Below are 12,768 nucleotides of genomic sequence, written 5' to 3' on the forward strand. Positions count from 1 at the left end.
TGCGTTCTCTGCGTCCTCTACGGTGAAATCGTTTCGTCGTTGTAAAATCAACAATTCCGCATTCATCCGCGGTCTATCCCGATGCCGGAAATGAAGTCCGACAAGCCGACCACCGAACGCGAGGAGCGTTTCGACGCCCAGGCCATCGAAGCCAAGTGGTTCGAGCGCTGGCAGGCCGATCCCTCGCTGTACGCCGCCGAGCCCGCCACCAGCAAGCGCAAGAAATACTATGTGCTGGAGATGCTGCCCTATCCCTCGGGCGAGCTGCACATGGGACACGTGCGCAACTACGCCATCGGCGACGCCCTGGCCCGCTACATGTGGATGAACGGCTACAACGTGCTCCACCCCATGGGCTGGGACTCGTTCGGGCTTCCGGCGGAGAACGCCGCTATCAAGAACAACACCCCGCCCCGGGAATGGACGCTGCGCAACATCGCCTACATGAAGCGGCAGATGAAGCGCCTCGGATTCGCCTACGACTGGTCCACCGAAGTCACCACCTGTTTCCCCGAGTACTACCGCTGGAACCAGTATTTCTTCTTGAAGATGTACGAGCGCGGGCTGGCCTACCGCAAGAAGAGCAAGGTGAACTGGTGCCCGAAGTGCGCCACCGTGCTGGCCAACGAGCAGGTGGCGGGCGGTTACTGCTGGCGCCACGAGGACACGCTGGTCGAGCAGCGCGAGCTGGAGCAGTGGTTCCTGCGCATCACCGACTACGCCGACGAACTGCTGCGCGACATCGGAAAGCTCGAGCACTGGCCGGAAAAAGTCCGCGTCATGCAGCGCAACTGGATCGGGCGCAGCGAGGGCGCTCTGGTGGACTTCAAGCTCGACGTGCCGGCCGGCAAGGCGGGAAGCAAGATCCCTGTCTTCACCACCCGCGTGGACACTATCTTTGGCGCCACCTCGGTGCAGCTCGCCCCCGAGCACCCGCTCACCGCTGATCTGATAGCCGGCGATCACGGCTTGCAGAAGAAAGTCGCAGCCCTCATCGCCGAGCAGCGCAAAGCCAGGGAGCAGGGTGACGTCGGCGAGATCGAGAAGCACGGCGTCTTTACCGGCCGCTACGCCGTCAATCCCTTCAATCACGAGAAGCTGCCCATCTGGGTGGCCAACTACATCCTGATGGACTACGGCACCGGGGCCATCATGTCGGTGCCGGCGCACGACGAGCGCGACTACGAATTCGCAAAGAAGTACGACCTGGAGGTCCGCGTGGTGATCCTCCCGCGGCACGAAGACGGCCCCGGCGAGCCGATGGTGCCGTTCACCCATACGGACAGCTTGCTCATCAATTCGGGACCGTACAACGAGCTGTCGTACGCCGAGGCCACAAAGAAGATGACCGAAGACGCGGAGAAGGGCGGCTTCGGCAAGGCTTCGGTCACCTACCGCTTGAAGGACTGGGGCATCTCGCGGCAGCGCTACTGGGGTACGCCCATCCCCATGGTCTACTGCGCCCAGTGCGGCATCGTGCCCGTTCCCGAGAAGGACCTGCCGGTGCTGTTGCCCGAAAAGATCGATATCACCGTCGCCGGCGGCTCTCCGCTGTCGCACGTGCCTGAGTTCGTCAAAGTGAAGTGCCCCAAGTGCGGCGCCGCCGCCCGCCGCGAGACCGACACCATGGACACCTTCATCGACTCATCCTGGTACTTCTACCGCTACACTGACGCGCAGAACTCCAAGCAGCCCTTTGATCCCAAGGCCGCCGCCTACTGGTTCCCCATCGACCAGTACATCGGCGGCGTCGAGCACGCCATCCTGCACCTCATCTACTCGCGCTTCTGGACCAAGGTGATGCGCGACCTGGGCATGGTGAAGAACTCCGAGCCGGTGGAGCGTCTCTTCACCCAGGGCATGGTGATCAAAGATGGCGCAAAGATGTCGAAGAGCAAGGGCAACGTGGTCGCCCCCGACGACCTGATCAAGAGGTACGGCGCCGACACCGCCCGCATGTACGAGCTCTTCGCTGCGCCTCCCGACCGCGATTTGGAGTGGACTGACTCCGCCGTCGAGGGCATCTACCGCTTCCTGGGCCGCGTGTACCGCGTGGTGGTGCGCTTCGGCACGCCATCCGACCCCGAGTGGAAGGGCGCTGTCCCGGCCGAGAGCAAGCTTTTTCCCGACGAGAAGCGGCTTCTCCGCAAACTGCACCAGACCATCCACCGCGTGAGCGACGACTTCGGCGGGCGCTGGCACTTCAATACCTCTATCGCCGCCATCATGGAGCTGGTGAACGAGGTCGGCCCCGCGCTGGAAGCCACCAATCCAACCGCGCCGCCCAAGCTCGAGCCCGCGCACACCGCGCGCACCGGCTTCATCACCGGCGTCGAGATCATCCGCATGCCGGTGCGCCGCGAACTATTGCGCAAGCTGGTGCTGCTGCTAGCACCCTTTGCGCCTTATCTGGCGCACGAACTCTGGGAGATGATCGGCGAGACCTCGAACCTGCTACGCGCGCCCTGGCCGAAGTTCGAACCCGCGCTGGCCGCCGAAGAACAGATCGAGGTCGTGGTGCAGGTCAACGGCAAGATCCGCGGACGCATTACCGTGCCCGCCGGCACCGCCGATGTCCGCCTACGCGAGCTCGCCCTGGCCGACGAGAAGGTCAAGTCCTGGATTGCCGGCAAGCATCCGGTCAAGGTCATCGTGGTGCCCGGCAAGCTGGTGAACATCGTCGTGAAGTGACGGTGCTGCACAATTGCTGATGGCGTCACCCTGAGCGATCGCTGCCGCGACGGAAGTGCCGCCCCTCATGTAAAATTGGGATCGGCGAGTAGCTCTTACCCGAAGTCTTACTCCCGACCCAAATCTGATCCCGCAATTGTCGGGAGAAATCTGCCAGGAGAGATTTGCATGGCGAAGATTGCCAAGACGGCCGACCGCAAGAAGGTGATGGACACCAGCGTGAGCACCGATTGTCCCAAATGCGGCAAGCCTACGCGTATCGTGAAGCGGCTCAAGGATCGCGACCGGGGCGTGCCCGGCGGGATCTACATCTCGTGCTCGGCCTGCGAGTTCTACGAAAAACTGTAACCGCAGAGAACGCAGAGACCGCCGAGAACAATCAAGCCACAGATTCGCACGGCTCCTCACGGGTCGAATCAGGTCCGGGTTCATCCGCGTGAATCCGTGGCTTTCTTCTTGATTTCTCTGCGATTTCTGCGGTCAAATCTTCCCGCACGCAGCGCCGATCTCCTTCAGGATTGCCTCCGCCGCTTTTGCCGGATCCCTCGCTTCTGTGATCGGCCTTCCCACCACCAGGTGACTGGCGCCATTCCGGATCGCTTCGCTTGGAGTGGCCACGCGCGCCTGATCTCCGGCGTCCGCACCGGCCGGCCGCACCCCCGGCGTGACGATCGCGAAGGCTCCACCCAGCACCGCCCGCAGTTGCTTCACCTCCTGCGGCGACGCCACCACCCCCAGGCATCCGCTATTCCGCGCCAGGACCGCCAGGCGCAGCACCTGTTCGGCGGCCCGGTCGCTCACTCCGATCTCTCGCAGGTCGTCATCCCCCATGCTGGTCAGCACCGTCACCGCCAGCACCAGCGGCGGGTTGTTCGCCGACTTGGCGGCATCGGCGGCAGCGCGCAGCATTTTGGCCCCGCCCGAGGCGTGTACCGTCAGCATGCTGACTCCCAGCCCCACGGCGGAGCGCACCGCTCCCGCCACCGTATTCGGGATGTCGTGGAATTTCAGGTCGAGAAAGACTTTCCGCCCGGAGCCGACCAGGTCGCGGACCACTTTGGGTCCTTCAGCGGTGAATAGCTGCTTACCGACTTTGAAGGTTGAAACCGAGTCCCCCACCGCTTGGACTATCTTCTGCGCCTCCGCGGCGGTGGGCACGTCGAGGGCGACGATCAGCCGGTCGCGCGCTTCCATTGTCCAGCAGTGTACACGACTCCAAACCAACGGGGTTGTAGCGCGGACGCTGCCGGCTGCGCTACCGTGCAAGGAAAAAGGCACGCCCTGTGGCGTGCCTTGAGACTTTCCGTGGATCCTATGGCAATGGAATCGGCCTGTTAGCTGCCACTACCTTCGGCTCGATCGGGACTAGGTCCAACTGCACCTTTTCCAGCCCCTTGGCGCGGAAGTCCAGCATCTGGGCGGCGCCGTAGGACAGGTCGATGATACGGCTTTCAGGAACCGGTCCGCGGTCGTTCACTCGGACCATGATCCACCGGCCGTTGTGCAGGTTCGTCACCCTGACCCAGGTGCCCAGAGGCAGGCTCCGGTGGGCCGCGGTGAATTGGAACATGTCGTACGCTTCGCCGCTGGCGGTGGTTTTCCCGTGGAACTGCTTCCCGTACCAGGAGGCTTTGCCTACCTGGTATGGCTTGGGCGCGGTCTTGGCCTGGCTGGGGGTATTCTCTGGAGACCTTGAGCCCGTGCCGGCGGGTGCCGCCCCCAGGCTGGCGACCGTGACAAAAGTCGTCAAGATGAAGGGTAGAACTCGTCGCATTTGGTTACCTCTCAGTCCTCAGTTACCTTCCTCCCCTACCACGTATCCGAAAATGCTACGGGGGAGGTGGCCTGGAGTCAACTCAAATGTTTGTCACTCTTTTGTTTTCAATAGCTTACAGACGAAAAAACACGCCAAAATGGCGCTGTTTTCCTCTCATTTGAGGCAATAGGGCTGTTTGGCTAAGGTGGGTGAATTGCCCCGATGACCCGATTCCTAGCGATGCACTGGTTCCACAAACTCTGCCGCCGACCGGGGCGTCTCGTCCATTCTATAGAGGTGGTGCAGCGGCCCAGCCCCCTTGCCAAGAGGGTAGGCCTTGGCAATCGCCTTCGTGACGTACACCTTGGCCATGATTACCGCATCGGCTAACTGCCGTCCCAGAGCCAGGTTACAGGCTATCGCTGTGGCAAAAGCGCAACCCGTGCCGTGGGTTGAGTTGGAGCGCAGCAGGTTGGATCCGAATTCGGTCTGCTTGGGCGGCCCCTCCGGCTGCTTGACGCTCAGGAGGTCGATGGCCTTTTCCAGGTGTCCGCCGGTGACCACCACGTTGACCGCCCCCATGTCGTGCAGTTTGAGGGCGGCCACCTTCATCTGGTCCAGGTTGGTGACCGGCACCCCGGTCAAGGCGGCAGCTTCATCTATGTTGGGGGTCAGGACGTAGGCCAGCGGCAGCAACGCCCGAAGCTTCTCGGGCGCCCCGTTGTTCAGGAGCTTGGTCCCCGAGGTGGACTTCAGGATGGGATCCAGCACCACGTTGGGCAGCCGGGCCGACGCCAGGAAGTCTCCCACCGCCCCCACCACCTCCGCGTTGCCCAGCATCCCGATCCGCACCGCGGCGATGGGGATATCGTTGGCCAACTCGCGCAGCGTCTCGCCGATCAGCTTGCCCGAGACCGGCTCCACCCGGCGCACTCCCTGCGTGGACTGTATGGTCAGTGCCGTAATGCAGCTCAAGCCGTAGCAGCCGTGTGCGGCGATGGTCTTGATGTCTGCTGTGATCCCGGCCCCCGAGGATGGATCGAAGCCGGCGATGCTGAGGACGACCGGGGGCGTTTGCGCCATGCGCGAAATGTACGGCAAGTCGCGCGCAAGGAAAAGAGCTTTTTTCAATCCCCCCTATTTTTTCGCGTGACGGCTGCCGGCGCTTCGCAGCACCCGGCCCATATCTTCGGGGCGATAGGTATTACGTTTTGAGGGTTGACCGGCCCATCGGTTAAACTGCGGACTCATCCTCCCCATGAATCCCTGCCTCACGCTAGGCTGTCGGCGGATTTTCTGGCTCATGGTCGTGGTATCTGCGCTGGTCGGATTTGCAGCGAATCCGGTGCGGGCCGCGTCTTCCACCGACAAAATCACAAACTCCCCTGCCGAATCCGACCCGCTCACCCGCTCCGGTTTCGAGCGCTTCTACAACCTGGAGTACGACGCCGCCGTCGCCGATTTCGAGAAGGCGGCCAAGGCCCATCCCGACGACCCCTTCGCCGTCAACCATCTGCTCAACGCGGTGCTCTTCCGCGAGCTCTACCGCGTCGGCGCTCTTGACACCGGCCTTTACGCCAGCAACAGCTTCGTCACCAAGAAGAAATTCGAGTTCGATCCCAAGTTCAAGGAGCGCGTCGCCGAACTGATGGCTCGCGCCATGGATCTCTCCGAGCAGCGGCTGAAGGCCGACCCCAACGACCTCCAGGCGCTCTACACCCGCGGCATCACCCGCGGCCTGCGCGCCACCTATCTGGCTCTGGTGGACAAATCCTGGTTCGCGGCGCTGCGCAGCGCCGTCGGCGCCCGCCACGATCACGACAAGGTACTGGAGAAGGTCCCGGACTTCGCCGACGCCAAGACCATCGTCGGCGTGCACAACTACGTGGCCGGAAGCCTGCCCTGGGCGGTGAAGGTTGCGGCTTCCGTGGTCGGCCTGAGCGGCTCCAAGCAAAAGGGACTGGAGTACCTCTACGCCGCGGCCGCTGGCGGCGGAGAGACCGCCGTCGACGCCAAGATCACCCTGGTCCTTTTCCTGCGCCGCGAGCAGCGCTTCGACGACGCCCTCAAGGTCGTCCGCACCGTCACCTCGGCCTATCCCAGGAACGCGCTGTTCGCCATCGAGGAAGGGAACATCCTCAACGCCGGCGGCCACGGCATGGACGCCATCGCCGTATTCCGTAGCGTCCTCGAGAAGGGCAAGCAGGGCTACTACAGGGACCCGCACCTGGAGCTGGCGGCCTGGACCCTGGGCGAGGCCCAGCGCGGACAGAAGCTCTACAACGACGCGGCGGAAGCCTACGAGATGGTGCAGACCTTCCCCCACCGCGATCCCGAGCTCCTCCAGAAGGCCAAGCTCGCCGCCGGACAGATGTACGATCTCCAGCAGCGCCGCGACCAGGCCGTGGCCAGCTACAACTCCGTAATCGCCGCCGACGCCACCTCCCCCGAAGCCGAGCAGGCCAAGCGCTTCCTCCGCCAGCCCTACCGCGCCACGAATCCCTAGCTACGAACGACCAGCTACTCGCCCGGGAACTTTTGCCTCTCACCCGTCGTATCATTTCTTGGGAGGCCCGTATGTACTGCAACTACTGTGGCAAGGTCATCCAGGACGACGCCCACCTCTGCGCCTACTGCGGCAAGCGCGTAGCGGCGGTGATCGCCCGCAAGCGCCTGGTGCGCCCGCGCCAGGGACGCAAGATCGCCGGCGTCTGCCTCGGCCTGTCGGAATATTTTGACCTCGACGTCACCCTGATCCGCTTCGTCTGGGTGTGCGCCGTGATCTTCGGCGGCACCGGGCTGCTGGCCTACGCCATCGGTTGGATCGTCATGCCCGACGAGCCCGAGCCCGCACCCGAACCCGCCGGCCAGCACATCACGAATCCTTGATCGGCTGGTCCTGAACAGGGCGCGCCAGACGGAGATTCCGAGTGCGGCTAGTACGGTTTGGAAGCTACACCGTTCCGGGATGACCATAAGACTCTAGCTGGACTTGGCGCCGCATAGGCTCCCCATCGCGATTGCCCTCGACGTCACACGACCACGGGACCCAAATCACTGCGCCCGTTCACTCGTGGGTCTAGAGTTTGCACATACAAGGAGCAAGGCATGATCAGCACGATCCTTTCATTCCTTCTGCCCGCTGCTGCCGTTGTGGCCACCAAGTCCGCGACGGCGGAAACCACTAAGACACTCGATAATCTGCAAGCCGCCTTCAACGGCGAGAGCAACGCTCATGCGCATTACCTGGCGTTTGCCAAGAAGGCTGACGAAGAGGGTTACGGCGAAGTCGCGAGCCTGTTCCGCGCGGCCTCCAAGGCCGAGGGGATCCACGCGGCAAATCACGCCCGGGTGATCCGGGAAATGGGGGCCGAACCGGAGGCTACGATCGAGCCGGCGCACGTCAGGTCGACCCGCGAGAACCTCCAGGTCGCCATCGACGGCGAGACGTACGAGCGCGATCAGATGTATCGAAGCTTCGTCGAAGAAGCAACTGCCGCCAAGAATGCCTCTGTCATCAAAACATTTACCTTTGCGCTCAAGACCGAAGCCGAGCACGTCCGGCTCTATAGCGAAGCACTGAAGAATCTGGAGAAACTCCGCGGAAAAAGCCACACATACTACGTCTGCTCCGAGTGCGGTTACACGGTCGAGACCTTGAATTTCCTGAAGTGCATAGTCTGTGGACATCCGAAAGACGACTACATCCGTGTCAGCTAAGTCGTTGTCACCAAGCCAAAGGGGCGCCGCGATGGCGCCCCTTTTTCGACCCTTCGGGCAACGTGCCCAAGGCCTTCCCATGTTTCACGAATGTCCTCCCGGCGTCTACAATCCCACTCCATGCGCTTCACCAGCGACGACGCCGAGATCTATTACGAAGTCATGGGCGACGGGCCGCCCGTAGTCCTGCTGCACGCCTTTCCCGCGAATCACCAGCTCTGCGTTCCGGTGGCGGACATGCTCGCGGCGCGCTACCGCGTCATCCTGCCCGACCTGCGCGGACACGGAGACTCCACCCCCGGCCAAGGCCCGGCCACCTTGGAAAAGCACGCCGCCGACCTGGCGCGCCTTTGTGACGCCGAGCGCATCGGCCGCGCCGTCTTCACTGGTGTCTCCATCGGCGGCTACGCGCTCTTCGAGTTCTGGCGGCGGCACCGCGAGCGCGTCGCGGGGCTGGTCTTCTGTGACACCAAGGCCGCCGCGGACAGCGAGCAGGCGCGGGCGGATCGGCTGAAATCGGCCGACGACGTCCAGCAGCATGGACCGGTCGGCTTCCTCGACACCATGGCGGGAAAACTTGTGGGCGCAACCACGCGCACCAACCGTCCCGACCTGGCCGCGGCCGCGCGCAAGTTGATGTCGAAATCCAGCGTCCCCGGCATCGTCGCCGTGCAGCAGGGAATGGCGGCGCGTCCGGACTCCGTGCCCACCCTGGCCACTATCAATGTTCCCACCCTTGTGGTCGCGGGCGAGGAGGACGTCACCACGCCGCTGGCGGATTTGCAGGCCATCCACCGCGGCATCGCCGGCAGCCAGATGGTGGTGATTCCCAAGGCGGGGCACTACGCCATCTTCGAGCGCTCCGGCGACGTCGGCGGCGCCATCCGCAAGTTCCTCGACGCCCTGCCGCCCTGGTGAAGGAAGTAGCTGGTAGTTGGTAGCTAGTAGCTGGGGACCGGCAGCGCGCGATGCCATCGCGACCGATTACTAGCTACCAACTACTAGCTACCAGCTACTACAATGTCCGCCATGTTCGAAACTCTCCTGGTTCCCGAGAAGACGGTCGTCACCGCCAAAGGTGACGGCCAGCCGGTGGACGCCTCCGCCGCTGCCGGCAAGACTTTGCTGCTCACCCTCACCATTACCCGCATCATCGAGCAGGAGTCCATCGACGTCAGCGTGTGGGGCTCGCCCGACGGCGCCAATTTCGGCGCCAAGCCTCTGATCGCCTTCCCGCAGAAGTTCTACGCCGGCGAGCATCCACTGCTGCTCGACCTGGCGCAGCACAAGGACGTGAAGTTCCTGCGCGCGCACTGGGAAGTCGGCCGCTGGGGACGGGGCTCCGAGACCCCCATGTTCGAGTTCCAACTCAGCGCGCGCGAGATTCCGGCCGACATCCTGAAAGAGGCCCAGGCCGAGGCCCGCAGCCGGGCCTGAACAGATTCGGGATTTGTGATTCTCGATTTGTGATGTCGCCGGTTAGTCATCGCCAACTTGAAATCATCCATCACCAGTCACAAATCACAAATTGCCAATTACAAATTACCAATTACAGATCCCGATTTGCTCGCCCCCGACGCCAACTCGTTGACCATCCGCCCTGCCAGGAACGTGAGCGGAGCCGTGCGCCTGCCCGGCGACAAGTCCATCTCGCACCGCTATGCCATGCTGGCGGCGCTGGCCGAAGGCCGCACCCGGCTGGAGAATTTTTCCACCGGCGCCGATTGCGCCAGCACGCTCGCCTGCGTCGAGGCGCTGGGCTGCCACGTGCAGCGGGACCCCTCCGGCTCAGTCGAGATCGAAGGCGTAGGTACTTCGCTGCGTGCGCCCTCGCGGGTGCTCGACTGCGGCAACTCCGGCTCCACCATCCGCATGCTCTCCGGGATCCTCGCGGGCCAGAAGTTCACGAGCGAGTTGGTGGGCGACGAGTCGCTCTCCCGCCGGCCCATGGGGCGCGTCATCGATCCCCTCACCGCCATGGGGGCGCGCATCGAGAGCGCGGGCGGACGCCCGCCCCTGCGCATCACAGGCGGGCGCCTGAAGGCGATCGAGTACAAGCTGCCCGTAGCCAGCGCCCAGGTGAAGACCTGTGTGCTCTTCGCCGGATTGCTGGCCGATGGCGAGACCCAGGTCGAAGAGCCTCTCCGCACCCGCGACCACGGCGAACTCGCGCTGCGCGCTTTCGGGGCGGAGGTCACGCGCCAGCGCAATCGCGCGGCGATCGCTGGTGGACAGAAGCTGCACGCCATCGAGGCCGTGATTCCCGGCGACATCTCCTCCGCTGCCTTCTTCCTCTGCGCGGCGGCGCTGTACCCGGAATCGAATCTGGTCATCGAAGGCCTGCTGCTGAATCCCACGCGCGCCGCTATCCTCGACCTGCTCGCCGCGATGGGAACGCGCACCACCATAATCAAGGTGGAAGAGCGCCACGGCGAGCTGGCAGGCAGTGTGGCGCTGCAACCGGGACGCCTGCACGGCGCCACCATCGCCGGCGCGCAGACCGCCTTGCTCATCGACGAATTGCCGGTGTTGGCGGCCATCGGCCCCTATACGGAAGAGGGCATCGAAATCCGCGACGCGCGTGAGCTGCGCGTGAAGGAGTCGGACCGCATCGCCGCGGTCGCGCGCAACCTGCGCGCCATGGGCGCCGCGGTCGAAGAGCGCGAAGACGGGCTGCGCGTTCCCGGACGCCAGCGCCTGCACGGCGCCGAGATCGATGCCATGGGCGACCACCGCATCGCCATGGCCTTCGCCGTCGCCGCCCTGCGCGCCGAAGGCGACACCCTCATTCGCGGCGCCGCCTCCGCCCGCATCTCCTTCCCCGGCTTCTTCACCACCCTCGACGCCATCGTCGAGCGCTGACTATACTGTTGCTGGGTGGGTGCGTAGCTCAGCTGGTAGAGCAATGCCCTTTTAAGGCATGGGTCGCAGGTTCGAATCCTGCCGCACTCACCAAATGAGTCCTGTCGTTTGTCGTTGATGGTTTGTCGCTGGTGGTTGGTGGTGAAGAGTCGGCAGCCAAGCGAAACGCTCCTTCCGATCGTGATGCGCAAGTTCCTGATACAAACGGCGGTGATCTGCGCGCTGCTGGCCAGCGCGACGGCGCAGCGGGCGAGGGGCAAGCCGCCCACGGGCGGGCGGATCGCGACCCGGACGCGGCTGGTGGCCTTGTACTCCGACCTGGAGGCACAACTGGCGAGCGCGGCGCAAAAACAAGACCGGGCCAAGCTCGGCCAACTGCTGGGGGACGACTTCGAGCAGTGGTCTCCGGAACCGCCGGGCGATCCGGTGCCGCGCGAAGATTGGATGGCGGGCTACCATCCGGTGAGCGTCGGCACCCGGCAGATGGCGGTGCGGGCGTTCCCCGACACGGACGTGGTGAGCTTCGTACTCCACCAACAAGCCAAATTCGGGGACAACGATGCCAGCGGTGACTTCTTCGTGGTGGACGTCTGGCGGCACGAAGGGAAAGGCCAGAAGCTGGCCAGCCGATACATCTCCAAGGCCGCGAAGACTAGCGTCCAGCCTGCGTCCCAGGGCGGCAAGCGTTGAGATTCTCAACAGCTTTTGGGGTTGCGGACCAAACATTCGCGCGGACGCGGCGCGTGGCGACATCACAAACCTGAAGTTCCAAACCTGCAATCTGAATTCAGTTTCTGGCGCAGCTGCGATGGTCCGCTTGCTCACGCGCCGGAGTGACTGGAATCACGGAAAACCGAGTCACGAAAGTGGTAGGAAAGGGCGAAGGAGAGGCGGGCGAAGTAAGCTCCTACCCATCGCGGCCTCTCGGGAGTGAGTCTCATGCGTAAGACGATCATTTGCGTATGCGCACTCGCGGTTTCGCTGGCCATGACGCTGGGAACGGTAAAGAGCCTGGCGCAAAGCAACCCGGTGGACCAGCGGGCCGCGAAGGCCGTGCACCCGCCCGGAAACCTCTCCGTCGCAGAGCTCGAGAAGGAGGGCGATGCGCTGCGGGAGAAGAAAGCCTACGAGGAGGCACTCAGCTACTATCGGGCTGCACAGCGGAAGGACAAATCGAATGCAGTCCTGTACAACAAGGCGGGCATCGCGCAGCTTCAGCTGCGTGAGCTGCGCGAGGCAGAGAAATCCTTCGCACGAGCGGTGAAGAAGAATAAACAGTACGCCGCGGCGTACAACAACCTGGGTGTGGCGGCCTACCTGCAGGGCGCTTACCAGAAAGCGACGCAGCAATACGAAAAAGCCATCGCGCTGCAGGAAACGTCGGCATCGTTCCACAGCAACCTGGGGACGGCATGGTTCGCGCAGGGAAAGATCGAGAAGGCCCTGGTCGAATACAACCGGGCGGTAGAGATCGATCCCGAAATCCTGACGCGGGTGACGTCCGGAGGAGCGGAGGCGCGGGTCTCGACACCGCAGGAGCGGGCGTACTACTTCTACGTGCTAGCGAAAATGTACGCCGCGCGGAAAGACGTGGAGCGGTGTCTCCACTGCCTGCGCAAAGCCAAGGAGGACAATTACTCGCGGATCGGCGATGTGTATAAGGACGCGGATTTCGAAACCGTGCGCGCGGACCCACGATTTGCCGAATTGATGTCCAGCAAGCCGGAATGAGCATAGCG

The 12,768-nt window shown here is 63.5% G+C and carries 13 protein-coding genes and 1 tRNA gene; 11 read left to right on the plus strand and 3 right to left on the minus strand.

Going from position 1 to position 12,768, the window contains the following annotated elements:
* Positions 1-81 precede the first annotated feature (81 nt).
* Both leuS and LAN37_04335 read left to right on the plus strand, forming a co-directional pair.
* On the plus strand, positions 82-2,691 hold the full coding sequence (gene leuS, locus LAN37_04330; GenBank protein ID MBZ5646433.1) for a leucine--tRNA ligase: 2,610 nt from the start codon (positions 82-84) through the stop codon (positions 2,689-2,691).
* 168 nt (positions 2,692-2,859) lie between these two features.
* Positions 2,860-3,039, plus strand: coding sequence for a hypothetical protein (locus tag LAN37_04335; GenBank protein MBZ5646434.1), 180 nt, complete (start codon positions 2,860-2,862; stop codon positions 3,037-3,039).
* 132 nt (positions 3,040-3,171) lie between these two features.
* Here the strand turns inward: LAN37_04335 and pyrF are convergent, their stop codons facing one another.
* The 3 genes from pyrF to thiD form a co-directional block, all read right to left on the minus strand.
* Positions 3,172-3,885, minus strand: a complete 714-nt coding sequence (pyrF, locus tag LAN37_04340; GenBank protein ID MBZ5646435.1) for an orotidine-5'-phosphate decarboxylase — start codon at positions 3,883-3,885, stop codon at positions 3,172-3,174.
* A gap of 118 nt (positions 3,886-4,003) precedes the next feature.
* The gene (locus LAN37_04345) at positions 4,004-4,465 is read right to left on the minus strand and encodes a septal ring lytic transglycosylase RlpA family protein (protein MBZ5646436.1); all 462 of its coding nucleotides are present in this window, start codon (positions 4,463-4,465) and stop codon (positions 4,004-4,006) included.
* A 216-nt stretch (positions 4,466-4,681) separates the two neighbouring features.
* Entirely contained in the window at positions 4,682-5,578 is an 897-nt protein-coding gene (thiD, locus tag LAN37_04350) for a bifunctional hydroxymethylpyrimidine kinase/phosphomethylpyrimidine kinase (GenBank protein MBZ5646437.1), read from the minus strand.
* A 172-nt stretch (positions 5,579-5,750) separates the two neighbouring features.
* Here thiD and LAN37_04355 point away from each other — a divergent pair, with 172 nt between their 5' ends.
* The 9 genes from LAN37_04355 (at position 5,751) to LAN37_04395 (ending at position 12,760) form a co-directional block, all read left to right on the plus strand.
* Positions 5,751-6,953: a hypothetical protein gene (locus LAN37_04355; protein ID MBZ5646438.1), complete on the plus strand. Its 1,203-nt coding sequence runs from the start codon at positions 5,751-5,753 to the stop codon at positions 6,951-6,953.
* A 71-nt stretch (positions 6,954-7,024) separates the two neighbouring features.
* The gene (locus LAN37_04360; GenBank protein MBZ5646439.1) at positions 7,025-7,336 is read left to right on the plus strand and encodes a PspC domain-containing protein; all 312 of its coding nucleotides are present in this window, start codon (positions 7,025-7,027) and stop codon (positions 7,334-7,336) included.
* A gap of 219 nt (positions 7,337-7,555) precedes the next feature.
* Positions 7,556-8,167, plus strand: coding sequence for a rubrerythrin family protein (locus tag LAN37_04365; protein ID MBZ5646440.1), 612 nt, complete (start codon positions 7,556-7,558; stop codon positions 8,165-8,167).
* Positions 8,168-8,287: 120 nt separating this feature from the next.
* Positions 8,288-9,085, plus strand: a complete 798-nt coding sequence (locus tag LAN37_04370; protein MBZ5646441.1) for an alpha/beta hydrolase — start codon at positions 8,288-8,290, stop codon at positions 9,083-9,085.
* A gap of 111 nt (positions 9,086-9,196) precedes the next feature.
* Entirely contained in the window at positions 9,197-9,604 is a 408-nt protein-coding gene (locus LAN37_04375; GenBank protein ID MBZ5646442.1) for a hypothetical protein, read from the plus strand.
* Positions 9,605-9,730: 126 nt separating this feature from the next.
* Positions 9,731-11,029 (plus strand): 3-phosphoshikimate 1-carboxyvinyltransferase, encoded by a 1,299-nt coding sequence (gene aroA, locus LAN37_04380; GenBank protein MBZ5646443.1) that lies wholly within the window; start codon positions 9,731-9,733, stop codon positions 11,027-11,029.
* Between the two features lie 17 nt (positions 11,030-11,046).
* A tRNA-Lys gene (locus LAN37_04385) sits at positions 11,047-11,122 on the plus strand.
* 90 nt (positions 11,123-11,212) lie between these two features.
* Positions 11,213-11,719 carry a nuclear transport factor 2 family protein gene (locus LAN37_04390; protein MBZ5646444.1) on the plus strand — a complete coding sequence of 169 codons (507 nt, stop codon included), beginning with the start codon at positions 11,213-11,215 and terminating at the stop codon, positions 11,717-11,719.
* Positions 11,720-11,968: 249 nt separating this feature from the next.
* Positions 11,969-12,760: a tetratricopeptide repeat protein gene (locus LAN37_04395; protein MBZ5646445.1), complete on the plus strand. Its 792-nt coding sequence runs from the start codon at positions 11,969-11,971 to the stop codon at positions 12,758-12,760.
* The last annotated feature ends 8 nt before the right edge of the window (positions 12,761-12,768 follow it).

The sequence above is a fragment of the Terriglobia bacterium genome (assembly GCA_020073495.1).
GTDB lineage: Bacteria > Acidobacteriota > Terriglobia > Terriglobales > Acidobacteriaceae > JAIQFD01.